This is a genomic window from Plantactinospora sp. B24E8 (assembly GCF_039871735.1).
GTDB lineage: Bacteria > Actinomycetota > Actinomycetes > Mycobacteriales > Micromonosporaceae > Plantactinospora.
Map to the genome: position 1 here is coordinate 1 of NZ_JBDPMH010000005.1, position 25,841 is coordinate 25,841.

The 25,841-nt window shown below is 71.8% G+C and carries 27 protein-coding genes; 11 read left to right on the forward strand and 16 right to left on the reverse strand.

Going from position 1 to position 25,841, the window contains the following annotated elements; genetic code table 11:
• Nucleotides 1-189 precede the first annotated feature (189 nt).
• Nucleotides 190-657: a heme-degrading domain-containing protein gene (locus ABGB21_RS10165; RefSeq protein WP_347656331.1), complete on the reverse strand. Its 468-nt coding sequence runs from the start codon at nt 655-657 to the stop codon at nt 190-192.
• Nucleotides 658-935: 278 nt separating this feature from the next.
• Nucleotides 936-2,132 (reverse strand): amidohydrolase family protein, encoded by a 1,197-nt coding sequence (locus tag ABGB21_RS10170; protein WP_347677460.1) that lies wholly within the window; start codon nt 2,130-2,132, stop codon nt 936-938.
• Nucleotides 2,133-2,201: 69 nt separating this feature from the next.
• Between ABGB21_RS10170 and ABGB21_RS10175 the strand changes: the two genes are divergently transcribed.
• Complete coding sequence (locus ABGB21_RS10175) at nt 2,202-2,702, forward strand: MarR family winged helix-turn-helix transcriptional regulator (protein WP_347656335.1); 501 nt, start codon at nt 2,202-2,204, stop codon at nt 2,700-2,702.
• A gap of 55 nt (nt 2,703-2,757) precedes the next feature.
• On the opposite strand, the gene ABGB21_RS10180 is transcribed toward ABGB21_RS10175, so the two are convergent.
• From ABGB21_RS10180 to ABGB21_RS10205, 6 genes are all read right to left on the reverse strand, one after another.
• Nucleotides 2,758-3,171, reverse strand: coding sequence for a hypothetical protein (locus ABGB21_RS10180; protein WP_347656337.1), 414 nt, complete (start codon nt 3,169-3,171; stop codon nt 2,758-2,760).
• Nucleotides 3,171-4,439 (reverse strand): hypothetical protein, encoded by a 1,269-nt coding sequence (locus ABGB21_RS10185; protein ID WP_347677462.1) that lies wholly within the window; start codon nt 4,437-4,439, stop codon nt 3,171-3,173. The genes ABGB21_RS10180 and ABGB21_RS10185 overlap by 1 nt, the downstream gene beginning before the upstream one ends.
• Nucleotides 4,440-4,443: 4 nt before the next feature.
• Nucleotides 4,444-4,758: a type VII secretion target gene (locus ABGB21_RS10190; protein WP_347656340.1), complete on the reverse strand. Its 315-nt coding sequence runs from the start codon at nt 4,756-4,758 to the stop codon at nt 4,444-4,446.
• A gap of 76 nt (nt 4,759-4,834) precedes the next feature.
• Nucleotides 4,835-6,676, reverse strand: coding sequence for a hypothetical protein (locus ABGB21_RS10195; protein ID WP_347677464.1), 1,842 nt, complete (start codon nt 6,674-6,676; stop codon nt 4,835-4,837).
• Between the two features lie 207 nt (nt 6,677-6,883).
• The gene (locus tag ABGB21_RS10200) at nt 6,884-7,273 is read right to left on the reverse strand and encodes a RidA family protein (RefSeq protein WP_347677466.1); all 390 of its coding nucleotides are present in this window, start codon (nt 7,271-7,273) and stop codon (nt 6,884-6,886) included.
• A gap of 184 nt (nt 7,274-7,457) precedes the next feature.
• Nucleotides 7,458-8,516: a hypothetical protein gene (locus tag ABGB21_RS10205; protein WP_347677468.1), complete on the reverse strand. Its 1,059-nt coding sequence runs from the start codon at nt 8,514-8,516 to the stop codon at nt 7,458-7,460.
• Nucleotides 8,517-8,865: 349 nt separating this feature from the next.
• On the opposite strand from ABGB21_RS10205, the gene ABGB21_RS10210 reads away from it, so the two are divergent.
• Nucleotides 8,866-9,060: a hypothetical protein gene (locus tag ABGB21_RS10210; protein WP_347677470.1), complete on the forward strand. Its 195-nt coding sequence runs from the start codon at nt 8,866-8,868 to the stop codon at nt 9,058-9,060.
• A 24-nt stretch (nt 9,061-9,084) separates the two neighbouring features.
• On the opposite strand, the gene ABGB21_RS10215 is transcribed toward ABGB21_RS10210, so the two are convergent.
• The gene (locus tag ABGB21_RS10215) at nt 9,085-9,681 is read right to left on the reverse strand and encodes a hypothetical protein (protein WP_347656348.1); all 597 of its coding nucleotides are present in this window, start codon (nt 9,679-9,681) and stop codon (nt 9,085-9,087) included.
• 95 nt (nt 9,682-9,776) lie between these two features.
• On the opposite strand from ABGB21_RS10215, the gene ABGB21_RS10220 reads away from it, so the two are divergent.
• A complete protein-coding gene (locus ABGB21_RS10220) occupies nt 9,777-10,043 on the forward strand; it encodes a hypothetical protein (protein ID WP_347656350.1) in 267 nt (88 codons plus the stop codon).
• On the opposite strand, the gene ABGB21_RS10225 is transcribed toward ABGB21_RS10220, so the two are convergent.
• Together ABGB21_RS10225 and ABGB21_RS10230 are read right to left on the reverse strand one after the other, a co-directional pair.
• Nucleotides 10,029-10,244, reverse strand: coding sequence for a DUF397 domain-containing protein (locus ABGB21_RS10225; protein ID WP_347656352.1), 216 nt, complete (start codon nt 10,242-10,244; stop codon nt 10,029-10,031). The genes ABGB21_RS10220 and ABGB21_RS10225 overlap by 15 nt on opposite strands.
• Before the next feature lie 13 nt (nt 10,245-10,257).
• The gene (locus ABGB21_RS10230; RefSeq protein ID WP_347656354.1) at nt 10,258-11,115 is read right to left on the reverse strand and encodes a helix-turn-helix transcriptional regulator; all 858 of its coding nucleotides are present in this window, start codon (nt 11,113-11,115) and stop codon (nt 10,258-10,260) included.
• Between the two features lie 208 nt (nt 11,116-11,323).
• On the opposite strand from ABGB21_RS10230, the gene ABGB21_RS10235 reads away from it, so the two are divergent.
• Together ABGB21_RS10235 and ABGB21_RS10240 are read left to right on the forward strand one after the other, a co-directional pair.
• Nucleotides 11,324-11,938 (forward strand): hypothetical protein, encoded by a 615-nt coding sequence (locus tag ABGB21_RS10235; RefSeq protein WP_347677472.1) that lies wholly within the window; start codon nt 11,324-11,326, stop codon nt 11,936-11,938.
• Nucleotides 11,935-12,171 (forward strand): hypothetical protein, encoded by a 237-nt coding sequence (locus ABGB21_RS10240; protein WP_347677474.1) that lies wholly within the window; start codon nt 11,935-11,937, stop codon nt 12,169-12,171. The genes ABGB21_RS10235 and ABGB21_RS10240 overlap by 4 nt, the downstream gene beginning before the upstream one ends.
• A 110-nt stretch (nt 12,172-12,281) precedes the next feature.
• Here the strand turns inward: ABGB21_RS10240 and ABGB21_RS10245 are convergent, their stop codons facing one another.
• The 3 genes from ABGB21_RS10245 to ABGB21_RS10255 all read right to left on the reverse strand — a co-directional run bounded on the left by ABGB21_RS10245 (nt 12,282) and on the right by ABGB21_RS10255 (nt 15,953).
• Nucleotides 12,282-13,574 carry a serpin family protein gene (locus ABGB21_RS10245; protein WP_347677476.1) on the reverse strand — a complete coding sequence of 431 codons (1,293 nt, stop codon included), beginning with the start codon at nt 13,572-13,574 and terminating at the stop codon, nt 12,282-12,284.
• A 190-nt stretch (nt 13,575-13,764) separates the two neighbouring features.
• The gene (locus ABGB21_RS10250; protein WP_347677478.1) at nt 13,765-15,201 is read right to left on the reverse strand and encodes a nucleotide pyrophosphatase/phosphodiesterase family protein; all 1,437 of its coding nucleotides are present in this window, start codon (nt 15,199-15,201) and stop codon (nt 13,765-13,767) included.
• Nucleotides 15,198-15,953, reverse strand: coding sequence for a methyltransferase domain-containing protein (locus ABGB21_RS10255; protein ID WP_347656461.1), 756 nt, complete (start codon nt 15,951-15,953; stop codon nt 15,198-15,200). Before ABGB21_RS10255 ends, ABGB21_RS10250 begins: the two co-directional genes overlap by 4 nt.
• 159 nt (nt 15,954-16,112) lie before the next feature.
• On the opposite strand from ABGB21_RS10255, the gene ABGB21_RS10260 reads away from it, so the two are divergent.
• From ABGB21_RS10260 to ABGB21_RS10280, 5 genes are read left to right on the forward strand one after another with little or no spacing between them, the layout of a single operon-like run.
• Complete coding sequence (locus tag ABGB21_RS10260) at nt 16,113-16,673, forward strand: sigma-70 family RNA polymerase sigma factor (RefSeq protein ID WP_347656366.1); 561 nt, start codon at nt 16,113-16,115, stop codon at nt 16,671-16,673.
• 5 nt (nt 16,674-16,678) lie between these two features.
• Nucleotides 16,679-17,470 (forward strand): zf-HC2 domain-containing protein, encoded by a 792-nt coding sequence (locus tag ABGB21_RS10265; protein WP_347677480.1) that lies wholly within the window; start codon nt 16,679-16,681, stop codon nt 17,468-17,470.
• Nucleotides 17,467-18,243 carry an ATP-binding cassette domain-containing protein gene (locus ABGB21_RS10270; RefSeq protein WP_347656369.1) on the forward strand — a complete coding sequence of 259 codons (777 nt, stop codon included), beginning with the start codon at nt 17,467-17,469 and terminating at the stop codon, nt 18,241-18,243. The genes ABGB21_RS10265 and ABGB21_RS10270 overlap by 4 nt, the downstream gene beginning before the upstream one ends.
• Before the next feature lie 47 nt (nt 18,244-18,290).
• Nucleotides 18,291-19,628: an ABC transporter permease gene (locus ABGB21_RS10275; RefSeq protein WP_347677692.1), complete on the forward strand. Its 1,338-nt coding sequence runs from the start codon at nt 18,291-18,293 to the stop codon at nt 19,626-19,628.
• The gene (locus ABGB21_RS10280) at nt 19,625-20,245 is read left to right on the forward strand and encodes a hypothetical protein (RefSeq protein ID WP_347677482.1); all 621 of its coding nucleotides are present in this window, start codon (nt 19,625-19,627) and stop codon (nt 20,243-20,245) included. Before ABGB21_RS10275 ends, ABGB21_RS10280 begins: the two co-directional genes overlap by 4 nt.
• A 51-nt stretch (nt 20,246-20,296) precedes the next feature.
• Here ABGB21_RS10280 and ABGB21_RS10285 read toward each other — a convergent pair whose 3' ends face one another.
• Nucleotides 20,297-23,656, reverse strand: a complete 3,360-nt coding sequence (locus tag ABGB21_RS10285) for an error-prone DNA polymerase (RefSeq protein WP_347677484.1) — start codon at nt 23,654-23,656, stop codon at nt 20,297-20,299.
• 21 nt (nt 23,657-23,677) lie between these two features.
• The gene (locus ABGB21_RS10290; protein WP_347677694.1) at nt 23,678-25,267 is read right to left on the reverse strand and encodes a DNA polymerase Y family protein; all 1,590 of its coding nucleotides are present in this window, start codon (nt 25,265-25,267) and stop codon (nt 23,678-23,680) included.
• A gap of 163 nt (nt 25,268-25,430) precedes the next feature.
• Here ABGB21_RS10290 and ABGB21_RS10295 point away from each other — a divergent pair, with 163 nt between their 5' ends.
• Nucleotides 25,431-25,841, forward strand: a complete 411-nt coding sequence (locus tag ABGB21_RS10295) for a PadR family transcriptional regulator (RefSeq protein WP_347656375.1) — start codon at nt 25,431-25,433, stop codon at nt 25,839-25,841.

Sequence of the window (25,841 nt, forward strand, 5' to 3'; positions counted from 1 at the left end):
TCCGCGCCCGCCCCGCCACCACCGCGTCCACCCGCCGGTCACCGACCAGACTGGACAGTTCAGCCCGCTGCTGCTGCGTCAACCCCACGAGCCAGAGTCAATCACCACGAAGTAACACCAAGCCACGCAAAAAATCTCAATTACGCGACACTAGCGGCCTCTGGTGTGACCGGGCCGCGCGGGTTCGCGCTATGCGGCGGCCCGGGCGCTCAGGAAGAGGTCGAGGGCCTCGACGACAAGGCGGTGGTCGTCGAGTTGGGGCAGGCCCGAGACGGTGACGGTGCCGACCGGGCCGGTGCCCCGGAGAATGATCGGGAAACAGCCGCCGTGCGCGGCGTAGCGGGCCGGGTCGAGGTGCGGGGTCTGCTCCTCGAAGGTGGTACCACGGTCCCGGAAGCTCTGGCCGACAAGGTAGGAGCTGTGCCCGAACCGTCGGACGACCCGGATCTTGCGCTCGATCCAGTCGTCGTTGTCGGCCGTGGTGCCGGCAAGCGCGCAGTGGAAGAGCTGATGGTCGCCGAGGCGGATATCGACGGTGACCGCGAGGCCGCGTTCCCGGGCCAGCCGGACGAGCAGGTTTCCCAGTTCCCAGGCGTCGTCGTGGTCGAAGCGGTCGAACTGGAGGCGTTCTTCCTGCTCCTGGAGTTCTGGCGTCACGGAGTACCCACTTCCTTCTTGATCGTCGTAACGATTGAAGCAGAGCGGGCGCCGACGGGCAGCAGGGGTGCCAGAGCGGCACGAAGCTCGCCGAGACCGGAGTTCGGCGTGTGTGCTGCCCGCGCGCCTCCTGGACGGCACGTAGGGACTGCTGGCACCCTTCGTACGACACCGCATCGTCACCCTCGATGCAGTGCCCAGCCGGCAACACCTCGACGTACTCGCGCCCATGCCGAGGCCGGCCGCCTCACCCCGGTCACGACCCTCCACAGCCCGAGCTACCTCGCCTGGCGGGCGAGTTCGGCGGTCGAGCGCCGCAGCTGGGCCAGATCGAGTCCGACAAGGTGCCCGTCGCGTTTGACGACGCGCCCGTCCACCACAACCGTGTGGACGTCGGCGGGGCCAAGCGCGGTGACGACCGCCCCGGCGAGTTCTCCGGTCCCGAGCAGGTGCGTCAGGCCGTCGAGCAGGACAAGATCCGCTCGTCTGCCTACGGCGATCGTCCCGACGACGTCGCCGAGGCCGATGGCGGATGCGCTGTCGACGGTGGCGGCGGCGAGGATGCTGCCAGCCGGATACATGGTGCCGGTGTGGGCCCGATGTGATCGGAGCGTGTCGCGCATCGGTTCGAACAGGTCGGCCGGGGCGTTGACGACGACGTCGGTACCGAGGCCGGCCCGGCCGCCCGCGTCCGCGAACCGGCTGAAGCAGGATGCGCCGTGGCCCATGGTTGCCTCGACGATCGGGGTCACGATGACACCGACGCCGTTGTCGGCCAGCAGCTTCGCGTCGTCGTCGGTCATGTTGTTGACGTGGACGAGTTGGAGGTGCGGGCCGAGCAGGCCGGCCTCGTTCATGCGACGCAGCGGCGAGTTGTGTCCACCGCTGGCATGCATGGAGACGACGAGGCCGAGCTGTCGACCGAGTTCTATCTGGCGTACGGCCTCGTCCCAGGGACCGTAGTCGGTGCCGAGGATCGCGAGCCCGGCGGTGACCCGGCCACGCAGGGCCGCCACCCGTCGTACGTCCCGCTCGTCGTCCGGGTTGCCGTGCGCCACGACGGCGCGGATGCCGGCCCTGGTGTAGGCGTCCAGCACCGCGTCGGTGTGCCCCGGGGTGCGGGTCGCGTTGTTCCAGTCGAAGACGGTGGTGATGCCGGCGTTGAGGGCCTCGGCCGCACCGAGCAGTGTGGCGTCGTACGCCTGCTGGGGTCCATAGCTGCTCAGGGCCCGGCCGAGCACTACGGTCAGGTACGCGGGCAGGGTCATGTCCGGGCCGATTCCGCGCAGCGGCGCCTGCCAGACGTGGCGGTGCCCGTCGACGAAGCCGGGCACGACCACGAGCCCGTCGGCGTCGATCACCTCGACCGTCTCCGCGACCGGCACGGAGCCGACGGCGATGATCTCGCCATCGTCGATGAGGATGTCGGCGCGGTCTCCCGACGCCAGCTGGCCACCCCTGATCAATAGGTCCATTCTTCCTCCCCCGGAAAGCTTTCGAAAAAGCTATCCGGAAAGCTTTTCGAACGCAAGTAGGATGTGCTGGTGGCCAGGGACACCGTTGACGAGATCGCCGACGCGTGGGGCAGGGAACTGCCCGGCGTGGCCGGCATCGAACTGGAGCTGAGCAAACGCGCAGCACGACTGGCCGCCCTGCTCAACGCCCCCGTCGAGGCGACGTTGACGCGGCTGGGCCTGACCAAGGCGGAGTACGACATCCTCGCCGTGCTCCGGGCGTCCGGAGAGCCCTACCGGCTGCGCCCGTCGGTGCTGACCCAACGCCTCGTACTGACCTCCGGTGGCACCAGCAACGTGCTACGTCGCCTCGCCGCCGCGGACCTGATCGAACGCGACCCCGATCCGGCCGACGCCCGCAGCTCATGGGTACGACTCTCGGCCAGCGGAGTCAGGATGGCCGAGGAGGCGGTACGCGCCGCCAGCACTGCACAGGCCGCCGCACTACGCGACGTGGCACCGCAGACCACCCGCGCCGCCGTCGACGCCCTTCGGGACGTACTGGTCGCGCTCGGCGACACGGCCGCGTAGAGCGGGTCGGAGGACACGGCCACGGGCACCGGGTCGGAGACTGACAGCCAGTTCGCTAACCCGGGTTGACGAGGCTCATGCCCTTCTCGACCAGCACACCGGTGCCGGCGGGCTGCCGGCCGGGCGTGAAGACAAGCTCGGGGACGACCAGCACCCTGGTCACCGTGCCACCGCTGGTGAACACGGCCAGGGCACCGGTCACCATCAGCCGGCTGCCGGCCCTGAGGACCGTCTCCCCCACCTCGTTGTTGACGTCGTCGGCGCGTGCGCCCTCGTAGTAGCAGTAGACGGCGTCCCAGTCGAACGAGGTGAGGGTGCGCAGGGGTGCCGAACCGCCGCTGTCCCGCAGTTCGGCGAGCTTGGCGTCGAGGTCCCTGTCGGACTGCGGGGTCATCGGCTGGCTCTCCTTCTCACACGCTGCCACGACGGGCAGCACCAGCAGGGCCGCCAGCATCGTCCTTCTGCGCATCACGAATCGGTCTGCTTCCCTGGCTGGGGATGGCCCGGCAGGGTTCTGTTCTCGGGCTTGCCCGTGTCCTCGGTGGTGATCTGGTCGCTGTAGTCCAACTGGCCGTCACCGCCGATGACCACCGTACGTCCCTGCCGGACGGCTTCCTGCACCTTGTCCGCCAGTTCCTGGGGCGAGACGTCCGGGTTCGCCACCGCCACCGAACGTCCGACCTCGTTGTTGTACAGATCCATGGCCTCACGCGCAGCCGGGTTACCCGGCAGGGACTCGTGCGCCGTCGTGAAGCGCTTCGTCCAGTCCTCGCCGAACTCCTGGGTCAGCCGCGCGTTCCAGTAGGCGTGCCGGAAGGCGTCGTTGTGGTCGTCGTTCTGGTCCGGGGAGACAAACCGTGCGTCCGCCACCGTGAACGCCTCGTCGTGGATCTCCTGGAACTTCTTCAGTCCCAGGGCACCGTGCCGGTCCTGCAACTCCCGCAGGATCGCCGCCTCGGACGCGGTGACCTCACGCTCGTCCACGAACCAGTTCAGTGGCGCTCCCGGGAACATCTCCTTTCCGGTGTCCTCGGCGACCTGGTATTCGCCCAGGATGGCCTCGCCGGGCCGGCGGGCGTTGGGGTCCCTGGCCGCCTGGTAGATCTCCTGCTGCAACGCCGGCACACCGTCGATGACGGCCCGGGCATGGCTACTGTCGGCCAGGAAGTCGGGCAGATTGGCCCGGGCCGACCCGAGCGCGGGCACGATCTCGGCGCGGGCCTCGGTCTCGGTCCGTTTCGCCCGCTGGTAGTAGTCGCTCGCCTCGTCGAACAGACGGTCGGCCTCGGCGCGAATCTTCTCGACGTCGTCACCGGTGCCGATCTCGCCGATCCAGTCGAAGAATCCCTGCGTACCACGCACGTCGTTCCACGTTTTCATCGGCTCGGGGCCGGGATCCTCGATGTGCCGGATCAGGTTACCCAGCGCGCCCTCGACCCGTACGCCCTCGGCGACCAGCCGCTTGGCCTCGGTCTGTGCGGTCACGTAGTCGTCGAGTGCCCCGCCGGCCTTGTCGTAGCCGTTGCGGAGCGCCTCCAGGAGCAGATCGGCCTCCCTGAGGCGGCGGTCCAACAGGTCCTTGCCCTGGCCGGTCCACTCGGTCGTGCCCCGGACCTGCTCCAGGGTGGGCACGGCCGAGTCGATCAGGCGTACCACCCGTTTGAAGTCCTCGGCCGCGATGTCGACCAGGTGCGGCTGCATCTGCTCGATGTACCTGACCTCGTCCCGGTATGTCATGGCGTCACGCCGGCCGGTATGTGGAGTTGGTGAGGAAGGAGTCCAGCTTCTGCTGTGCCGCCGCGTCGACCCTGGTGTAGCCGTCGGCGGCGACCTTCAGCTTGGTCGACAACGCCGTCAGCAGCGCCACCACGTCCTGGTACTGGTCCTGCGCGAACTCGGCGAAGGCTTTCGTCTTGTCGGCCACCTCCGGGTGCGCCGCCGGCGTCGCGACCCGGCCGGCGAGGCTGGGCTCCGGCCGCCCGGCCTGCAGCAGGCCGGCCAACTCCAGCAGGGTGTTCGCGCTCCCGTCCAACGACTCGGGCCGCACATCTGTCACGACACCCACCCCCGGCTCCGGTAAACGATCAAGGAGTACGGTAATCGATCACCGCCACCAGAGCCGCCGGGACCACCTATCTACCGCGTAGGCGCTCGATGGTGGATCTGATCTGCTCCTGGAACAGTTCGTCGGCCCAGACGACGTCGTCGGCACCGCCCGCCACGACGGGCCGCTCGTCCCGGCCGAGGAATTCTTCCAGGGCAGGAATCGTCTCGACCGCGCGCAGTTCCAGAATGATCGGAAGGGCGAACCGGCCGCCGTAGTCGGTGATCCCACGACTCAGGGGTTCAGCCAACTCTGCCGCCGGTACGCCGAGACCGGCGAGGGCCCGGGCCGCGGACAGCCTGCTTCGCCGGTCGTCCAGCCGGCCACGTAGCTGTGGTGCCAGGTGGGCGACCGCCGTCCGAAACGGGTACGCAAGGTCGGCGACGAGGTCAGCGGCGCCCCGCGCGGGCGTGTCTCCGGCGACGAGGATCGCCTCCACCGTCGGCAGCACCCGCTCCGGTCCGGCCACGGCCGCCACCACCCGCGCCGCCAGGACCTGCTTGTCCCGCTGCGGATGGATCCGCTCGGCCGCACCGGTCAGATACGTCGCCGCGACCGGCAGCAACGGCGCCAAAGCCGTACCAGGCTCATCGAGATCAGGGCTGGGGGTTTGTGGTGCCCGCGCGTCTCCGGCCAGGATGGCGCGTAGGGCGTCGAGCACCGCGTCGGTCTCCCCGGTCAGCCGGTGCACCACCAGGGCCGCCCGCAGGTCACCCGACTCCGATGCCCGCGTCCGCCAGTACGGCACGGCGGCTTGGTCGTCGTGACCCAGGTCGAGCAACGTCTCGGCGATCTGCGGACCGGCGTACGGCATCGCGGCGAGGAGGGCTGGCACGAGAACCTCGGCCTCGGCACCCCAGTGCCCGACCAGCCCGGCCAGCGTCTCGGCGGATGCCGGTTCGGCGACCAGCCGCTCCCGCACCGCGGCCAGGACCGCCGGCGTGCGGCGGACCGCGCCGGGGAGAAACCGGGGGTGGTGGCCTCGGGCCGCCGCCGCGCAGACCGGCTCGACCCAGCGCGGGTCGCCCAGGCGGTGCAACGTCTCGACCGCCCGGTACTCGACGGTGAATCCGCGCTGCCCAGCCGTGTCGGGAAAGCAGGCTGCGACCTCCGCCACCACGTCGGCGAACTGCCCCGCCGCGGCGCCGCCTTGGCGTAACACGTCCATCGCCCGATGGCGTACCTCCGGGTCGGGGTCGTCGAGCAGGGGCGCCACCAGTGGTACGAACACCGACGGCGCCGAACGTCGGGCATCACACCGCGCGCTCAGTGCCCAGAGCCCGGACCTGCGGGTTTTCGGATTGCCGGAGCGCAGCATGTGCTCGGCCACCGCGACCGCCACCGGGGTGGACGGCGCCACCACGATCTCCTCCGGCCACTGCCCACCACGAGCCCAGGCCCAGGCGACAGTGGCAGCGTCGTCGATCGCGGAGACCAGCGCGGGGATGGTGCCGGCCGGCCAGTCCCGGCCCGCCCGCAGCAGTGCCACCGCGGCGGCCACCCTGACCGGCGGCTCAGCGTGCAGGGCGGCGTCACCCAACACCGCTTCGGCGCCGCCGGGATCCACCTCGCCCAGTCCGAGCGCCAACGACGCCCGTACCGCCGGTTTGTCCTCCACCGCCCACCGCCGCCACAGCGGGTCGCGGTTCACCCCCGCCCGCGCGGTGGCGTAGACCGCCGCTTCGCGGATCCGGGCGTCGGCGTCGCCGAGCAGTGCCACCAGTCGTTCCAACTGGGCGGCCACCGCGGCGCGTACCTGCGGGAAGCTGTCGCCGTAGGCATGCCGGTCGTCGGCAAGCATGCCCACAGTCCAGACGAGATCGGCACGACCGTGCGTGGCCCCGGCGGCAAGCTCCACCAGAAACGGCACGGCAGCTACCGTGGCCGGATAAACCGTGCCCGCAGCAGCGTCGCAGTGTCGTGCGCGCTGCCGTACGCGTGCGACAGTTCGCCCCAGGCGACCGCGTCAGGACCGTCAAGCACGCCGCGCAGCCTACGTGCCGGCGAGTAACCAAGCCTCAGAGATCCTGACCGATCGCGGCGACGTCGCAAGTACGGAGCCAACCCAGTTGGCTCATCAGTAAGCCGCGGCCAGGGCCTCCACCTGTACCCGGAAGCTGGGGCCGACGAGCCCGGCGACGAACAGGATGGTCAGGGTCGGTTCGTGTTTGCCGAGCCATCGGGCGAGCTCAACTCGCAGCCGATCCATGTCGACCTCACCGACAAGGTGAATGGTCAGCTTTACTACATCCTTGACCTGCAGGTCGGCGGCCAGCAAGTTTTGTCGGACGTTTTCGAGCGCGACGGCCAGTTGTTCGATCGTGTCCTCCGGCACGTGTCCGTCAGGTCGGATCCCTAACTGGCCCGAGAGCACCAACCAGCGCGACGGGCTAACCTCGGCCTGGTGGTGGAATCCGGCGATCGGCGGATGAACCCGGTGCGGCGGGGGGTTGTGGAATCTTCTCAATTATCGTCCTCGGGCGTTGACTTCGTCGATGAGATCGACCTCGACACCTCACTCGTCCGCGTCACCTCCAGACCTGCCGCCAAGGTCAGTCAGTTCGGGCCGCTACCTGTCCGACGTGGTTGTCCACCCAGGGTCCGACCGGGTGACGACGTGGTACCTCAACGGTCCGGGTCGCCGTCGAGGCTCAGAGTTCCTCCGCACGCTGGCGCCCCTCCTCGGTCAGTCCCATCCGGACGTGCCCGTCAAGTAGACCCGCTGCCACGCCCGGGTGGTCCGGTGGCAGCGGCTCACTGATTAGCCACCCGTTCCGGATGGCCTCGACAGCGAAATCACTGATCATCCGCGTCTGCTCGTCGTCGAGCACAGGCTCCGCCGTCTCCGGAGCCGGGTTCGCCGAATCCGGGTGGGCCGCGTCGGCGAAGACGAGCCGACTGAGGTCGTACCCGGGCAGGCCACGCGGCTGCCCGGGAGGCAGCACCGGCGCCAACGCCCGGAAGACCACCTGGATCGACTCCGGCCGGTAGGGCTCGTCGGCGTCGCCAGCCCGCACCAACACACCCCCGGCGGCCAACGGCACAACCTCCGCGAACGCTCCACAGGAAGTGAGCGCCGCCACACCGCCGAGGCGTTCGGCCAGCTCCCGCGGACAGATAGTCACCCACTCGTAGCCGCGCAGGAACGTCCTGCTCTCGGCCGCGGAGTCCGTCCTGATGCGGTACAGCCCCATGTCCAAGAGTGTCTCGGCGCTGACAGCTCCGCCGTCGAGGGACACCTCGCCGTACGCGGGGTCGGTCGAGTCCGCGACCCTGCGCAGGAACTCCTGCAACTTGGGCGCCAACTCGGTCAGCCGGCCCGGCTGGTCACGCAGGGACACGTTAGCCTGAAGCATGACGTGGTCCGGATAGGCGAAGCGGAAGACGTACAGGTCCAGCGCCGATTCCCGACGTCTGTTTGACCAGCCCCAGGAAATCTGGCAGAAGTTGTCCGTCAGTGCGTCGCTCCAGGCGCTCACCTGTCGTCTGCCGGCGCCCCGCCCGGCTTCGTCCACTGCTCGACCAGACCTCGGCGCCCTCGTCCCAGCGCCCAACTCGGGCACCAGTAGGTCGACCGCCTCGTCATACCATGCCTGGAGCACCGGCCGGACACGGGCGAAGTCACCGCCGAAGTCCAGATAGAGGCGGACCACGCCAAATTCCTGGGATGCCGCGCGGTCGTCGTACCAGTCGAGCGACGTCTCGTCCATGTCGTCGTACACCGTGCCTTCGGCGGAAAGCGGGGATGGGCGGGAAGGCTCCGGCCATCCTAACGGCCGTCACTGTTCGGCTGAACTGGCCTTGACCAGGGACGCGACGGCCAGCTGTGGCTCCGTACCGGTGACAGCCGGCTCCGCGTCGAGACGTGAGCATCCGCCGACCCTGCGCCGTGGCACGGTTCTGAGTGCCAGACCGCTACCGTGCGGCCATGGCAATGATGAGCGTCCGGATCGACTATGCCGGTTGGCTCCTGCTGTGGCTGGAGCCGCTCGGCGAAGATCGATGGCTTCGGCCGGGAGAGACGTTCCACATCGAGACCGACTATCACGGCGACGAGTCGTGTTCTCCGTCGTCACCTGGGCGGACGGGGTCTACCAGGCCGACGGCATCGAGCAGATGGCGGTGTGGGTGGAGCATGGTGACTTCTACGCCACAGTCACCGACAGCGCCGGCAACAGCATCGAATGCGGTCACAACCGCCCCGTCGAGATTCATCGACGGTGGATAGCCGAACGCCGCATGAGCCTGCCGTGAAACCCAGGACGACTCGTGTTGATGTCAGGATGCGCGCCGCCCCTGGGGAGTGTGGGAAAGCTCGGTCAGATCGGCGACTGTGCTGTCGATCAGAGCAGCCAGGCCCGAGGAACGGCCGCCGGTCCGGACCGCTCCGAGGGCCCTGATCGCGGCTGCCGCAAGGCTGGGATCGTGGAATGCCGCGATCTCCACAAGGCCGACGCAGGTGTGGACGTCGTTGTCCGAGGAGGCTTCGGTCTGGAGCACCGAGACGTAATGGTGGAAGCCGGCCGCGACCGCCTGCCGGATCTCCGCAACGTCGACCCGTCCAATCTGCTCGTGCGGAGGTCCGGTGATCTCGGCGGCGCCGAGCAGCGTCAAGAGGTCCAAGGCCACACTGCGGCCAGCCGGTGTCATCTCGGGCAGTGCCACGACCAGGACGGTGGCAACCGGCGCACAGCCCTCGCAGGGGCCCGCCACCGACAGGAGAACGCGCTCGATCCAGGTGCCGAGCCGGTCGGCCTCGGCGCTGTCCGGAGCCGTGATCAGGGCTCGCACAGCGCCGGGCAACATTTCGGCGTAGCCGAGGTAGGTCGGGATGCGAGACCAGTCGAAGCGGGCTGTCTCGTCCTCGAAGGGCATGCCCTGACCATGACACATCGAACCTACGGACGCCCTACGGACGCGAGCTCAGGGGCCCACAGACAACCGCGAAACATCTACCCTCATCAACGGGGGTGGCCATGTTCCTGATCGATCCACGCCGACCGGCAGAGACCGGCAAAGAGTCGACCCGACGGCCGAACGGCTGGCGGGCCATACTGCCACCCCTCGCCGGCCTGGCGATCTACATGGGCCTCATCGCCGTCGCGGTCCTGGCCGTCACCTATCCGTACGCGGGCGCCTGTTTGCTCGGTGCCCTGCTCACACTGATCGTGCTTGCCCTGCTCCGTTACCTGCAAAAATCAGCCCGTACGCAGAAGGATCGCTCAGGAGCAGCGTGACGCCGATCCCTGGTTGCGAAGGCCGCCGGTGAAGCTGGCCCAGGCGTACGGGGAGAAGCGGAGCACCGGCCCAGCCGGATCCTTCGAGTCCCGTACGCCGACCGCTTGAGCCATCTCGGCAACCTCGACGCAGTCAGAACCGCTGGCGCTGCTGCGGCTGCTCTTCCGCCAGACGGCGCGATCCAGGTCGGTGGCGGTCATCGGGCTCCTTCGACTACTGGCTGGGGTACTCCTTCGCCACCCGGGCCAGGAAGTCACCGGCCTTGTCCGGGTCGAGTGCCTTGGCCCGCAGGTGGTCGAAGATGAGTCTATGCCGCGTCACTTGCTCCTCCTCTTCGAGCAGTGCGGTGGTGGCGTCGTTGTCGACGTAGACGATGGTGGGGTCGAGCGTCGGTTCGGCGTAGTCGAGGATGGTGAAGGGACCGCCCATCGCGGCGTGCGCTCCGGCGGCAAACGGCAGGATCTGGATCTCGATCGTGGGTCGGGCGCACGCCTCGATCAGGCGAGCGACCTGCGCCCGCATCACATCCGGGCCACCGACGACGCGCCGGAGCGCAGCCTCGTCAAGCACGATCCAGAGGTTCGGCGGCGTATCCCGGGACAGCAACGCCTTTCGCGCGGTCCGTGCGGCGACCCGCCGGTCGATCTCGTCGGGGTCGGCCGTGGAGCGGCCGGCACGGATGATCGCGCGGGCGTACTCCTCGGTCTGCAGCAGCCCGGGTATGTAGAGGCTCTGGAAGGTGCTGATCGACTCGGCCTCTGCCTCGAAGCCGACGTAGTCGTCGGGCAGGACGTCGCCGTAGGCGTTCCACCAGCCCTTCTGCCTGGCCTGCCGCGCCAGCGCGGTCAGCGACTCCTGCTCCTCGTCCGTGGCCTTGTAGAGGGTCAGCAGGTTCTGGACATCGTTCAGCGTCACGCGCGAGTGGCCAAGCTCGATCCGGATCACCTTGGTCCGGTGCCAACCGAGGCCCGCCGCGACATCCTCGGCAATCAGCCCGGCTCGGTCGCGGATTCGCCGCAGCTCGCGTCGTAGCCGTCGAGCCCTGATCGTCGGGCTGGGAATCTGCGCCAACGCCTTGCTCCCTTCAACAAGATTCATCGATTCTTGCCGGAGCACATCGGCGAGTCAACGCACAACACTTAGCTTGTTCTACTGAATCTTGACTTGTGACGTTGCAAAACCGACTGCCGTCCTCCATGCTCTGCGTAGCGCCGTCGACACTCATCACGATCAACATCTGCTGTGGACTGTCGGCCCCTTGGATGGCCTGGAGGTACGCGTGACAAACAACAGCTCGCCGCACTTTGACCGGTCACGCCGGGAACGGCGGCGACCCGCATCGACCGACCGGAGTGCACCGTCCGATCCGTACGCCGATCTGTTCGCGGCGCTGGACCGGGCGGACGTCTCGGAGGCGGTCCGGTCGGCGCTCGCCCACGCACTCAACCCACCCGGCGCCGCCGGTGCACCCGACCCCGTTGGCGCCTCGGCGGACCAGGCTTCCCGGTCAGCAGCCGGTGACGGTTCCAGCCTCGGACTCCGCTCGATCGACGCGGGCGACATCCGTCGGCGTTACACCCTGCACCTGACCTTTCCGGCGAGCAGTTTGCGGGTCGCCCGGGGCAAGGCGGCCGCGTACGCCGAAGCCCTGGTGGTGCTCCGGCCCGAGCTGAGCGTCAGCCCGGCGCTGCTCTCCCGGGCCGACCAGTGGAACCACCTGGAGCCGGTGAGCTGTGGCCGGCCCGGCCCCGTCGGCGTCACCTGCATCCGCGCCACCGACCACTCCGGCTGTCACCGGGAGAGCACCGCCGGCGGCCTCTGCTGGGACGAGAACGAACCGACCGGCGACCGGGCGGAAGACAGGACTGACGGCAACCAGGGAGAGCGTCGGTGAGCGCGACCGGAGCCGCCTCGGTGCCGCCGTACCCCCGGGTCAGTTCGTGCCGGCACTGCCGGCTGGCGGTGCTGCGCGACAACGACGGCAACTGGATCCACGCCAGCCTCTCCTACGCCTGCCGGGACCGCTGGGGCGGCGTCGCCGGCACCACCGCCGAGCCCGCCCCACCGAACCCGGTCCTGAGCACTGCCTCGACCAGGCGGCCCGTACCCCGGTCGTGGTCGCCCTGACCAGGGGTGACGTGACCGCGCCGGCTGCTACCCGAGGTAGTCGGCACGTCCTGGGCCGGCCACCGGGTTCGTCGGGCGGCCAGCCCACCGCTCGACCGGGCGCGCTCCGGTCAGGCCGGGCCGGTGACCAGCGGGTCGTGGACCCTGCCGAGGAACAGCGGTACGCCGGTGGTCTGGTCGTGGATGACGTACAGGAACGGCCGGTTGACGAAGAACTGCGGCCCCTGTGGAATCGACGGCGGCCGGACGATGACGGCCGACGCGGCTGCCGCCTCGGTGCCCTTCTCGTCCACCGCGATGAACGTCTCGTGCACCACGTCGTCGATGCACAGGGACGGATCGGTGCTCATGCCGGTGAAGTCGGCCGCCGGCGTGAACGCGGTGGGCATGCCGAGGCTGCTCAGCGCGGCCCCCAGCTCGGCGGGCAGCCGGAACGTCCACCGGGGCAGGCGCAGTTGGACGGTGGCGGACCGGAACCCGGTCAACAGCGCACCCAGCCACGTCACGTCGAGATTCGCCTCGACAGCGGCGAGATCGTCACGGGTCGGCATGACGATGGCCATGGCCAGCCCGCCGCCCGCGTACGGGACGTCGACCGCACGCCACCCGTCTCCCTCGAGGTAGCCCATCGGGTCGAACGGTCCGCTCATCACCGGAACGTCGACGATCGTGCCGTCGTCGCGGGTGAACGGTTGCGCCGTCGTGGCCGCCGCGATGAACGGGTACAACCAGGCTGCCATCAGGTACGTCGTGTTGGTCAGGATCAGACTGGTGTCGGAGCCCACCACGCCGGACGGCAGCAGCTCCGGGATCTTCGTGTTGGTCCGGTCGGAGACCCAGGTGTTGATCTCCTGACGAGCCGCGTCCGGCGCACCGCGGAAGTCGACCGGGTGGGGCGCGGCACCGTAGTAGCCGGCCACGGTGTCCCGGAACCCGGCTCGCAGCTCCAGGTCGAGCCGGGTCCACAGGGCGTTGGCCGTGGTCAGTCGGGGCTGCTTGGTGCCGTCGCCGTCCTGGTAGCGGTCGGCGAGCAGCTGGTCGACGGTGTTCAACCCGCTGTCGAGCGTGCCGGGTCGCGGGTCCGGCGCGTGCAGCACGGCATCCATCTCGTCCGCCGTGGTCGAGCCGGCACCGGCCCTGGTCATCGCGAGCGCGAGCCCGACCGAGTACGGGGCGCACACCACGTTGCCGCCCACCCGGGTCGACGCCAGTTCGCGGTAGAGGTCGGCGGTGAAACCGCGTACGGCGGTCGCGGCGGCCTGCATGGTGGCCGGGTCGGGAGGTACGCGTACCGGATCGGTCGAGATGGAGGCCCGGCCGAGCCGGCGGGGAGCAGTTGGGACGGCGGCGAGGGCGGCAGCTGCGAGCGGCACCGCCCGCAGGACGGATCGACGCGAAACCATGTCCAGACGGTAGAGCAGTCCTACCGGCACCGCCAGGTCCGGGGAGCATTTACATTGAAGGCTGACGATATTTTGGGATCCGCGGACCCGGCTCGCGAGGAGTCCGGCATCCGGAGGCGGCATCGCCGGGACGGCGGGCCGGGACGGCGGGCCGGGGCCGCCCAGCCGACGCGGGCCGGCCCGGCGGTGGTCAGCGGCGGTGCGGCGAACGAACCGTCAGTAGCGGAATCGTCATCTCGGTGGCGGTGCAGGAGCCGTGGTAGGCGACGAGTCCCGCCTCGATCGGGTTCTCCACCGAGGCGACCACCACATTCGTGCCCAGGCAGGTGGCGACCAGGTCACCGATCCGGGGCAGGTGTGCCTCCGGCACCGGCCCGAACCAGCCGGCCTCGACCGCCTCCTCCCGGGTCACCACCCAGGCGTCCGGCCCGAGCAGCTCCGACCAGGTGGCCCGTACGTCGTCGCGCGCGCCCGGCTCGGTGTGCAGGTACCGCACCCGGGCCTCCCCGGCGATCACCCGGGTCCCGGCCCGCAACCGCGGATCGGTGTCCAGGTCGAGCCGCCCCTGCGCCGGGATGTCCAACTGCCCGTGGTCGGCGGTGACCAGCAGGGCGGCGTCCGCCGGCAACCCGTCGACCAACCGGGCCAGCAGCCGGTCCACCACCGCGACCGCGTCCCGCCACTGCGGCGAGTCGATCCCGTGCCGGTGCCCGTACCGGTCCACGTCCGGGTGGTAGCCGTAGACCAGGGTCGGGCCGTCCCCGTCGGTCAGCGCGGCGAGCATCTCGGTGGCCAGCGCGTCGGCGTCGGCCGCGCCCCGGTGCGCCTCCGCCCGGTACGCCGCCAGGCTCAGTCCGGTCCGGGCCAGTTCCGGACGGCTCACCACGGTGGTGGTGACACCGGCCGCCCCGGCCTGCTCGAACCGGGTCGGCAGCGGCTGCCACCGGCGCGGGTCAGGCTCGTCCTCCCCGGCCGCCGCCAACCTCGGCTTCTCCTCGGCGCCCGTCAGCACTTCGGCCCCCGTCGGCTCCTCCGCACCCGTCGGGACCTCGGCACCGGTCGGCGCCTCGACACCGGTCAGCTCCGGCGCACCGGTTGACTCCGGCGCGCCGGTCGGCGGCCAGGTCGCCCCCGGACGGTGCCCGCCGACCGGGGACGCCGGACCACCGCCGGGGAACCCGGGCCCGGCCACCGGCGCCTTCGGCCAGTCGATGTGGGTCAGCACCCGGTCGGTTCCCGGCACGTTCACCCGGAACCCCAGGACCCCGTGGGCGCCGGGGGTCGCGCCGGTACCCAGGGTCACCAGACTGGTCGGGGTGGTGGAGGGGAAACCCGAGGTCAGCGGCCGGCCGTACCGGTGCGCCAGGTCGACCAGGGTCGGCGCGTACGGTGCGGCGACCGGAAGCTGGTACCAGCCGAGCCCGTCGAGCAGCAGGACCGCGATCCGGCGTACCCCGGTCAGCGGGCCGGTCAGCCCCAGCGGGTCGGTGAACCGGGCCGCCCGGCCGGCACCGGACGTGCCGCCGAGCACCGCCAGCGCGCTCGGCAGCACGTCGGCCAGGCTGCCACCGTGGTAGTGCGGGTGGACCGGCGCGAACGGATCCGCGCCGCCGAGCGGCCCGGTCATGCCGGCCGGCGGGCGAACAGGTGCAGTTGGGCGGCAACGTCCCGGTACGGGGGTCGCGCGGCGGCGGCCAACTCCAGGTCGAGCAGGGTCTGCGGGTCGGTCTCGGCGGCCACCGCCGGAACGAGGTCGGCGAAGACCCGTACCCCGTGGGTCTGCTCCACGGTGAGCCGGGCGTCCCGCAGCAGCGCGGCGGCGCTCTCCGCGTCGTACCGTCGGCGCAGGGTGTCCCGCGGTCCGGAGCGGCCGTCCGGGTCGGCGAGCAGCGCGGCGGCGACGTCGAGGTGCCCGTTGGTCACCCGGCTGAGCACGGCGGCGGCCCGGCTGGCGACCAGCAGGCTGGCCGCGCCGCCCGGGCGCAGCGCGGTGGCGATCGCCGCGACCACCCGGGCCGGGTCGTCGACCACCTCCAGTACGGCGTGGCACAGCACCAGGTCGACGCTGGCCGGCTCGACCAGGTCGGCGAGCGCGTCCCCGTCGCCCTGCACGGCCGAGATCCGGTCCGCGACCCCGGCCTCGGCGGCGCGTCGGGTCAACGCGGCGAGCGCGTCCGGACTGGCGTCGACCACCGTCACCCGGTGGCCCGCCTCCGCCAGCGGCACCGCGAACCCGCCGGTGCCGCCGCCGACGTCGAGCACACTGAGCTGGCGGCCGTCGGCCTGCTGGTCAAGTTCGCGGCGCAGCACCGCCCAGACCAGGGCGGTACGAGGGGTGGCCTGCGGTCCGCCGCCCGAGAGCGGGCGACCGGTCGTCAGGTCACCCGACCGGTTCTCTGTTCGCTCCACCCGAGGAGCCTAAGCCACCCGGCACAACCCGGATCGCCGACCGTCAGGGGACACGGTCTGGCGGGCTCACCCGGACGCGCCGGGGGCGGGCGGAGAACCGTTCCGGCGCCGGCTGCGTCCTACCGTCACGTGATGGAACTCGGCGACGAGGAGCTGTTGCGCCGCGTCGGCTCCGGCGACCGACGGGCGTTCGAGGTCTTCTACGCCCGGCACGCGCCCTGGCTGACCCTGCGGCTGCGCCGCCGGTGCCGGGACCCGGAACTCGTCGCCGACCTGCTCCAGGAGACGTTCCTCGCGGTCTGGCGGGCGGCGGACGGCTACCGGGGAAGTGGTGAGGTCGTCGGCTGGGTCTGGACCATCGCCGCCCGGCGTCTGATCGACGCCAGCCGGCGCGCACTGGCCCGGCCGAAGACCGCCGCCGGCACCGACGAACTCGACGAGGGCCGGTCGCCGTGGGCGGAACTCGTCCGGTCACCGTCCGCGGAGGAGGAGGCCATGCGCAGGACGTACGACGGGGAGCTGGCCCAGGCGCTGCGTCGGCTCTCCCCCGAACTGCGGGCGGTGCTGCAGGCAACGGTCCTCGACGGGTTGACCGTCCGGGAGACCGCCGTCCTGCTCGGGGTGCCGGAGGGCACGGTCAAGACCCGGGCGATGCGGGCCCGGCGCGAACTGCGGGCGGCCCTGTCGTGAGGGGCATGCACCTGGCCGACGTGGTGCTCCGCGCGTACGCCGAGGACCGGCTCGCCGACGTCGACGCCTGGTCGGTCGAGGCGCACCTGGACCGCTGCCCGGCCTGCCGGGGGCGGCTGCCGCTGGACGAGGCGACCGTCCACCTCGTCGACGAGGTCGGTGCCGCGCTGCGGGACCGGCTCCCGGTGCAGGGACGGGCCCGGCCGGGGACCCGATGGCGGCGCAGTGCCGTGCTGCTCGGCGCCGGGCCGGCGGCCCGGGCCGGTTGGGTCGGTTCGGTCGCAGTCACCCTCGCCCTGGTCGCGGCGGTCGCCACCGACATCCTGCCGATGAAACCCTGGGTGCTGCTGCTGGCCGCACCGGTGCTGCCGGTGCTCGGCGTCGCGTCGTCGTACGGCCGGCACACCGACCCGCTGCACGACCTCGTCGCCAGTACGCCGTACGCCGGGCTGCGGATCGTGCTGTGGCGGACCCTGTCGGTGCTGGCGGTCGCCGTACCGGTGAGCCTGGCCGCCGGGGCGGTCTCCGGGATCGGCGTACCCGGGTTGTGGCTGCTGCCCTGCCTGACGTTGACCGTACTGACCCTCGGGCTCGGCGCGGTGGTCGAGCCGTACCGGGCCGGGATCGGGGTGGCCGTCGGCTGGGCGCTGCTGGTGCTGGCACCGGTCGGCGGTGACCGGCTGGTCGCCCCGGCGGCCGTGCCGGGGTGGCTGACCGCGGCGGCGGTGGCCGTGGCGCTGATGGTGACCGGGCCCCGGCTGACCCGGAATCGGATGAGTGGAGAGGTGACGGGATGACGGTCGGAACAGACATCGGGCTCACGGTCAACGTCAGCGGGCTGCGGGTCGGGTACGGCCGTCGGGTTGTCCTCGACGGACTGGACCTGGCGCTGACCCCTGGCGTGCACGGACTGCTCGGGCCGAACGGCGCCGGCAAGACCACCCTGATCCGGGTGCTGGCCACCGTCGCCCGCCCCGAGCGGGGCCGGGTCCGGCTGCTCGACGGGGACGTCACCGACCGGGCGGCGCTGCGGCGGATCCGCCGCCGGTTGGGCTACCTGCCGCAGGACTTCGGCTTCTACCCCCGGTTCACCGTGCGGGAGTTCGTCGAGTACTTCGCCTGGTTGCGGGAGCTCCCCCGGGCCGAGGTGCCGCTCGCGGTCGACCGGGCGCTGGACCGGGTCGGGCTGCTGGACCGGGCCGACGACCGGATGAAGCACCTCTCCGGCGGCATGCTGCGCCGGGCCGGGATCGCCCAGGCGATCGTGAACGACCCGCGACTGCTGCTGCTCGACGAACCGACCGCCGGCCTCGACCCGGAGCAGCGGGTCGAGTTCCGGGCCCTGCTACGGGAACTGGGGGTCGACGCGTGCGTACTGGTCAGCACCCACCTTGTCGAGGACGTCGGCACCGCCTGCAGCCGGGTGAGTCTGCTCGACGGCGGCCGGCTCGCCTTCACCGGTACGACCGAGGAGCTGGTCGCGGCCGGTGTCGACGGTGGCAGCGGTGACTCGCCGATCGAACGCGGCTACACGGCGGTGCTGCGTGGCGCCCGGGCGGAACGCCCGTGAGCGGCCCGGACGACTTGACCACGGACGGACGGCCCGCTCGGCTGGCGGTGACCGGTCCGCTGCGGGTCGAGCTTCGCCGGGGTACGGCGCCGGCGACCGCCCTGGTGATGTTCGGTGCCGGCGTCTGGATGTTGGCCGCGCATCCGGAGGACTGGGGCGGCCGGTGGAGCGGGCTCGCCAGCTACCTGCGGGTGTCGATGCTGGTCCTCTGCGCGCTGATGGTCGCCGCCGGTGCCTGGCAGGCCGGTCGGGAACGACGCCGCCGGATGGCCGAGATGCTCGACTCGACACCCCGGCCCGCGTGGCAGCCGCTGGTGGTGGCCTGGCTGGCGGTCTCGCTCGCCGGCACCGCCGGGCTGCTGCTCGCGTTCGCCGGGGCGGCGGTGCTGGTCGGCCGGGTCGCCACGTACGCCGGTGGCGGCTGGTGGTGGACGATTGTCGTCGGCCTCCTCGGGCTCTGGGCTGCCACCGCGTTCGGGGTGCTGATCGGGCGGACGGTGCCGCTGCGGGTGGCCGCCCCGATCGCCGGGCTGTTCACCTATGTCGGGCTCGCCATCCCCGGCTACCTGGAAGGCTCCGGGTGGAACTGGCTCTCCCCGCTGCACGACAACCTTCTCGCCGGGCTGCGTCTGCCGGAGGGCCTCCACCTGCTGCAGGCGGGCTGGTTCGTGGCGCTGACCGGGACACTGCTCGCCCTCGCCGCCCGGATGCGGATGGCGGCGCTGGTCTGCGGCGTACTCGCGGTCGCGGTGGCGGTGCCGCTCGGCACCGGTCCGGGGCGCCATCGGCTTCCGGCCGAGCCGGGTGCGGCCGAGCCGGTCTGCACCACCACCGGGCCGGAGGTCTGCGTGGCCAGGATGAACGCGTTCCTCCTCGACGAGGTGGCGCCGATCACCCAGCCGGTGCTGCTCCGGCTGACCGGGATTCCCGGCGCGCCGACCCGGGCCGCCGACGAGTTCACCCAACGGGCCGACGCCGCGCCCGGCCGGGTGGTCGACCCGGCCGACAGCCCGCGCTGGCTACGCGACGGGACGCTCTGGCTGAGCCTGGATGGCCAGCCGACGGCGTTCGGGACCGGCCTGGCCAGACCCGACTGGCTCCGCAGCCAGTTCTCCCAACTCGTCTACCCGCGCTGTGACTACCAACGGGGCGACCCCGACCAGCGGATCTATCGCACGACGAGTGTGGCGGACGACTGGCTGTTCGGCTCGGAAGCACCGCCCGAGGGCGCCGTTCCGCTTCCCGATGACATTCAGGCCAGGTCGCTGGCCCGACTCCACGCGCTTCCGGTGGACCGGCAGCGGGTCTGGTTCGGGGCGTACCTGGCCGCCGCCAGCCGTTGCGACGTGCCGCGCCTGATCGGGCTCTGGGAGGAGCTGTGGTGACCGGTCGACTGCTCCGGCTGCACCTGCGGGCCCGGGGCGCTCCGACGTTCCTGGTCGGGGTCGGGGTCGTCGCGGTACTGGCCTGGCTCGGCGGGAACTGGCTGGCCAGTCGCCCGTACTTCGACGGCCCGGCCGCCCGGATCCCGGTCGTCGCGCTCGCCCCGCTGCTCGGCGCGACGCTGCTCGCCCCGACCCTGGGCGGGGCCGACGAGGAACTGGAACGCGGCATCCCACTGCCCTGGCCCCGGTGGCGGCTCGGACACGTCCTGCTCGGCGCCACCCTGATCGGCGGGACGCTGGTGCTGGGCGGGCTGCGTAGGCCCGAGGTCTTCGGCGCGTACGCCCTGGTGCGCAACACCCTCGGCTGTGCCGGCCTGGTCGCCGGGGCCGCAGTGCTGCTCGGCGCCCGGCTGGCCTGGGTTGTCGCGTTCGGGTACGTCTGCGCCGTCTACGCCGCCACACCCCGGCAGGTCGGCGGCGCCGCCGGAGTGTGGGCCTGGCCGGTGCAGCCCTCCACCGTGGAGGTCTCGTGGCTGGTCGCGGTCGGGCTCTTTGTCGTCGGCACCGTCGGATACCTGTGTCGGGGCAACCGCGTCGCCCCGGGAAAGGCCCGGTGACCTACGGCTGTCGGGACAGGGTTCCACACACAAGAACCGGTGCCACAGGGCTTACCGGAAGTCGCGGGAGGCCGGGCTGACCGGCGGGGTGATCGGGTCGAGCCGGTCGGCGGTCAGGTTGGTCACCCCGTCGTACCTCTCAAGACGGCCGCGCACCACCAGGGCGGCGCTGTTGCGGGCGACCGTGCGGTAGCGCTGCCAGAGGCCGGGTGAGCAGGCGACGTTGAGCATGCCGGTCTCGTCCTCGAGGTTGAGGAAGGTGACCCCGCCGGCGGTCGCCGGCCGCTGCCGGTGGGTGACGATGCCGCCGACCCGGATCCTGCGGCCGGGTTCCACCTGGCCCAGTTTCGCGATCGGCACCGCGCCGACCGCGTCGAGCTGGTCCCGGACGAACCGGGCCGGATGGCTCTCCGGGGAGAGTCCGGTCGCCCAGACGTCGGCGACCAGCCGGTCGACGGCGTCCATCCCGGGCAGGGTCGGCGCCTGCGCCCCGGCGACGGTGCCGGGCAGCCGGTCCGGTCGGGCCTGGGCCGCCGCGCCGGCCGCCCAGAGCGCCGCCCGCCGGGAGAGCCCGAAGCAGGCGAACGCGTCCGCGGTGGCGAGCGCCTCCAGCTGGGCGGCGGTCAGTCCGACCCGGCGGGCCAGGTCCGGCATGTCCCGGTACGGCCCGTGCGCGGTCCGCTCGGCCTCGATCTTCTCCGCGATGTCGTCGCCGAGGGTACGCACCCCGGACAGTCCGAGCCGGACGGCCGGCCCGCCCAGCCCCCACCGGTGTGGTGGTTCACCCGGCGCGCTGCCCCACCGGGTCTGCGGGGTGGATTCCAGCTTGGCCCTGGCGTCGCTGGCGTTGACGTCCGGACGGCGTACCTCGACACCGTGCCGGCGGGCGTCGTCGACCAGGGTCTGCGGTGAGTAGAACCCCATCGGCTGGGCGCCCAGCAGGGCGGCCAGGAACGCCGCCGGGTGGTAGCGCTTCAGCCAGGAGCTGGCGTACACCAGGTAGGCGAAGCTCATCGCGTGACTCTCCGGGAAGCCGTAGCTGGCGAAGGCGGAGAGCTTGAGGTAGACGTCGTCGGCGACCTCGCCGACGATGCCGCGTTCGGCCATCCCGGCGTAGAGCCGGTCCCGGATCGCGGCCATCCGCTCGGCGGAGCGTTTCGAGCCCATCGCCCGGCGCAGCTCGTCGGCGCCACCGGCGTCGAAGCCGGCCAGGTCGATCGCGAGCTGCATCAGCTGTTCCTGGAACAGCGGCACCCCGAGGGTCTTCTCCAGGGCGTTGCGCATCAGCGGATGTGGGTACGTCACCGGCTCCTGCCCGTTGCGGCGCCGGATGTACGGGTGCACCGAGCCGCCCTGGATCGGGCCGGGTCGGATCAGCGCCACCTCGACCACCAGGTCGTAGAACTCCCGGGGTTTGAGTCGGGGCAGGGTCGCCATCTGGGCCCGGCTCTCCACCTGGAACACCCCGACCGAGTCGGCCCGGCAGAGCATCTCGTAGACCTCGGGGTCGTCCAGCGACATCTCGCCCAGGTCGAGGGAGGAGCCGATCATGTCGTACGCGTAGTGCAGCGCCGACAGCATGCCGAGGCCGAGCAGGTCGAACTTGACCAGTCCGACGCTGGCGCAGTCGTCCTTGTCCCACTGCAGGACGGTGCGGCCCGGCATCCGCCCCCACTCCACCGGGCAGACCTCGATCACCGGCCGGTCACAGATCACCATCCCGCCGGAGTGGATGCCCAGGTGTCGGGGGAAGGTCTGCAGTTCGTTGGCGTACGCGACGACGTGCTCCGGGATGTCCTGGACGTCAACCGTCGCGACCGGGCCCCAGCGGTCGATCTGTTTGCTCCAGGCGTCCTGCTGCCCGGGCGAGAAGCCGAACGCCTTGGCGACGTCCCGCACCGCCGACCGGGGCCGGTACGAGATGACGTTGGCGACCTGGGCGGTGTGCTCCCGGCCGTACCTGGCGTAGACGTGCTGGATCACCTCCTCCCGGCGGTCGGACTCGATGTCGACGTCGATGTCCGGCGGCCCGTCCCGTTCCGGGGCGAGGAACCGTTCGAAGAGCAGATGGTGCCGGACGGCGTCCACGTTGGTGATCCGCAGCGCGTAACAGACCGCCGAGTTCGCCGCCGAGCCCCGGCCCTGGCAGTAGATGTCGCTGTCCCGGCAGAACCTGACGAGGTCGTAGACCACCAGGAAGTAGCCGGGGAAGCCGAGCGTCTCGATCATGTTCAGCTCGTGTTCGAGCTGCCGGTACGCGTCCGGGTGTGCCTCGGGCGGCCCGTACCGTTCCAGGGCGCCGTCCATGGTCAGCTTGCGCAGCCAGCTCATCTCGGTGTGTCCGGGCGGCACCGGGTAGTCGGGCAGCCGGGGGGCGACCAGGTTGAGGTCGAAGGCCAGCTCGGCGCCGAACTCGGCGGCCCGGGCCACCGCCCCGGGGTAGGCGGCGAACCGGGCCGCCATCTCGGCCCCGCTGCGCAGGTGCGCGGTGCCGGCGGCGGGCAGCCAGCCGTCGATCTCGTCCAGGCTGCGCCGGGCGCGGACCGCGGCGAGCGCGGTGGCCAGCCGGCGGCGGGCCGGGGTGGCGTAGTGCACGTTGTTGGTCGCCACGGTCGGTAGCCCGGCCACGGCGGCGAGTTCGGCGAGGGCGTCGTTGCGGTCGCCGTCGTGCGGGTCGCCGTGGTCGGTCAGCTCCACCGCCACCGTCTCCGCGCCGAACAGCGCGGTGAGCCGGTCCAACTCGCGGGCCGCCGCCTCGACCCCCTCGGTGAGCAGCGCCGCCGGTACGTGACCCTTCCGGCATCCGGTGAGCACGAGTACGTGGTCGCGCAGTTCCCCGGCGATCTCCTCCAGTTCCCCGTAGACCGGTCGGCCCTTCTCCCCGCCGCGCAGTTGGGCCCGGGCGATGGTCCGGCCGAGTCGGGCGTACCCCTCGGGGCCGTGGGCGAGGACGAGCAGGTGGCGGCCGAGCGGGTCCGGTTCCCCGTTCTGCGGTCCGGGCAGCCCGAGGGAGAGTTCGGCGCCGAAGATGGTGGGCAGCCGCAGTGCCCGGGCCGCCTCGGCGAACCGGACCACACCGTAGAAGCCGTCGTGGTCGGTCACCGCCAGCGCGGTCAGCCCGAGCCGGGTCGCCTCCTCGGCCAGTTCCTCCGGGTGGCTGGCCCCGTCGAGGAAGCTGAAGTTGGTGTGCGCGTGCAGTTCGGCGTACGGCACCGCGCCCTCGACCGGTGCGGTGGGCTCCGGTGGGACATACCCGGGCCGCCGCCGGGTCCAGGCCGGCGAGTCGCCGCCGTCGGCCTCGTCGGCCGCGAGCGGGTCGACCACCCGCAGGTGTCCGCCGCGTCCGGCGGGTCGGCCGGAGAGCGCCCGTTCCAGCTCCGACCAGGGCATGTCCGGGTTGTGGAAACTCATCGGCTCCCCCGGCCGCGCTGACTAGTCATAGATCGCCTCCACCCACCAGCGGCCACCGGCGAGGGCGAGCAGCAGCGCCGTACCGTCGGCGAGGCTGACCTGGAACCGGGCCCGCCGGCTGGCCTCGGCCGGGGCCCACCAGCGTTCGTCGACCGGCCACGGGCCGGCCCAGCCGACGATCTCGCCGGCCCGGCCGGCGGTGGCCGCACCGCCGGTCCGCGGACCGGCGGCCGGGATACCGATCTCCAGCCGGGCCGGCGGGGCGCTGACCTCGAGCCGAGCGGTCACCCGGACCGGTTCGCCGGTGGCGTCGAGCACGGTCGCCGGCATCGGCTCGGGCAGGACGACGGTGGGCGCCGGTGCCGGCAGCCGCCCCGGCCAGGGCGGGGCCGCCGGCCGGGCGGGGACCCGTTCGTCGCCCCACGGCACGAACCGGGTCTGTTCGGCCGGGGAGCGACCGCCGCCGAGCACCACGGTGCCCACCGCCTCGGGGCCGAGCAGACCCTGCACCCGGTTCAGTGCCCGGTGTGCCCGCTCGCGTTCCTCCCCGGTCTCGCCCCAGAGGCCCGGTTGCAGGCCGAGGTGGGCGAGCACCCCGTCGGGGACCAGCCGCAGCCGGATGATGCCGGCGGTCGGCCGGGCCGGGCCGGGGCGGGCGGCGCCGGGACGCCGGCTGGTCCCGGAGAGCCAGCCGTCGAGCTGCCAGCGGACCCGGTCGGCGATCGCCGACGCGGTCAGCAGCCCGTCGTGCCGCCAGACCCGGTGCAGTTCCTGGCCGTGTGCGGTGACCGCCTCGATGCCGAGCCGGGTGCAGGCCAGGCCGTGTCCGGCGAGTCTGTCGTGCAGCCGCTCGGCGAGGGCCCGGGCGGCGAACGCGGCGGCGTCGACCCGGTCGAGCGGGTCGTCGTCGTACGTCTCGGTCACCGCCAGGTCGGGTGGCGGGCGCCGAACCGCGAGCGCCCGGTGGTCCCGGCCGCCGGCCAGCCGGTGGGCCAGCGCCCCGTCGAAGCCGAACCGGGCCAGTACGTCCCCGGCCGGCAACGCCGCGAAGTCACCGAGGGTACGCAGTCCGAGCCGGCGCAGCAGGTCGACCAGGGTCGGCCGGCCCAGTGCCTCGACCGGCAGCCCGGCGAGGAAGCCGGGGGTGTCGCCGGGTGGGACTATCCGCCCGGAGCGGGCCGCCAGTCCGGCGGCGAAGACCCCGTCGGCGATGCCGAGCTGGCTCTCCACCGCGCAGGTCTGGGCGACGTGTTCGACGATCCGTTCGGCGGCCTGCTCCTCGCCGCCGAAGTAGCGGGTCGGGCCACGGGCGGCGACCGCGCACACGCCCGGCCGGATCAGCTCGACCCCGGCGACGACCTCCTCGACGGCGGCGGCCACCGGTTCGAAGGCGCGCGCGTCCCGGCCGGGGTCGTGGTCCAGCACGGTCAGCCGGGGGCAGCGGCTCTGTGCCTCGCGTTTGCGCAGCCCCCGGCGTACGCCGTCGGCCCGGGCCGCCTCGGAGCAGGCGACGACCCGGTTGGCGTGCAGCACCGCGACCGGGGTGGCAGCGGAGATCCCGTCGACGATGTCGGCCGCGACCACCGGCCAGTCCGGGCACCAGAGCAGCATGGTGCGCACCGGTGCCTGACTCACCCACACCTCCCTGACCAGCAGCTATACCGCCGATCCTAGAACACGTGTTCGACTCACGTCGTCTCGGGTTCCGGACCCGTCGATTCCCGTGGTGACCAGATACCTTGTCGCGCAAGGTATCTGGTCGTACGATGCTAGGGTGGCGAGACGAGCGGGGATTTCCGCCGACCAACCGGACGACACCGGGGACACCACCGGGCCGACCGCCCTCGCCCGGCTGCGTCGCGAACTGGCCCGCGGCACCGCCGAACTCGCCGTCCTCTCCGTGCTGACCTCCAGCCGCCGGTACGGCTACGAGCTGCTCAAGCTGCTCGAGCAGACCGGCACCGGGGTGCTGGAGGTCAAGGAGGGCACGCTCTACCCGCTGCTGCACCGGCTCGAGGACGCCGGTCAGATCACGGCCACGTGGGAGGTCGAGGGTCGGACCCGACCCCGGAAGTACTACGACATCACGCCGGCCGGCCAGGCCCACCTCGCCATGCTGCGCGCCGAGTGGACCGGGCTGGTCGACGGCATGCGCAGCCTGTTGGACGCGCTGGACAGGGTGTGA

Bases quoted from the DNA above. Each gene is read 5' to 3' on its own strand.
- ABGB21_RS10185 (WP_347677462.1), bottom strand. From the start codon at position 4,439: ATGACATACCGGGACGAGGTCAGGTACATCGAGCAGATGCAGCCGCAC.
- ABGB21_RS10215 (WP_347656348.1), bottom strand. From the start codon at position 9,681: ATGCCCTTCGAGGACGAGACAGCCCGCTTCGACTGGTCTCGCATCCCG.
- ABGB21_RS10205 (WP_347677468.1), bottom strand. From the start codon at position 8,516: ATGGACGAGACGTCGCTCGACTGGTACGACGACCGCGCGGCATCCCAG.
- ABGB21_RS10250 (WP_347677478.1), bottom strand. From the start codon at position 15,201: ATGACCGGGCCGCTCGGCGGCGCGGATCCGTTCGCGCCGGTCCACCCG.
- ABGB21_RS10265 (WP_347677480.1), top strand. From the start codon at position 16,679: ATGCACCTGGCCGACGTGGTGCTCCGCGCGTACGCCGAGGACCGGCTC.
- ABGB21_RS10180 (WP_347656337.1), bottom strand. From the start codon at position 3,171: ATGCGCAGAAGGACGATGCTGGCGGCCCTGCTGGTGCTGCCCGTCGTG.
- ABGB21_RS10225 (WP_347656352.1), bottom strand. From the start codon at position 10,244: ATGACCGCCACCGACCTGGATCGCGCCGTCTGGCGGAAGAGCAGCCGC.
- ABGB21_RS10170 (WP_347677460.1), bottom strand. From the start codon at position 2,132: ATGGACCTATTGATCAGGGGTGGCCAGCTGGCGTCGGGAGACCGCGCC.
- ABGB21_RS10270 (WP_347656369.1), top strand. From the start codon at position 17,467: ATGACGGTCGGAACAGACATCGGGCTCACGGTCAACGTCAGCGGGCTG.
- ABGB21_RS10245 (WP_347677476.1), bottom strand. From the start codon at position 13,574: ATGGTTTCGCGTCGATCCGTCCTGCGGGCGGTGCCGCTCGCAGCTGCC.
- ABGB21_RS10290 (WP_347677694.1), bottom strand. From the start codon at position 25,267: ATGCTGCTCTGGTGCCCGGACTGGCCGGTGGTCGCGGCCGACATCGTC.
- ABGB21_RS10285 (WP_347677484.1), bottom strand. From the start codon at position 23,656: ATGAGTTTCCACAACCCGGACATGCCCTGGTCGGAGCTGGAACGGGCG.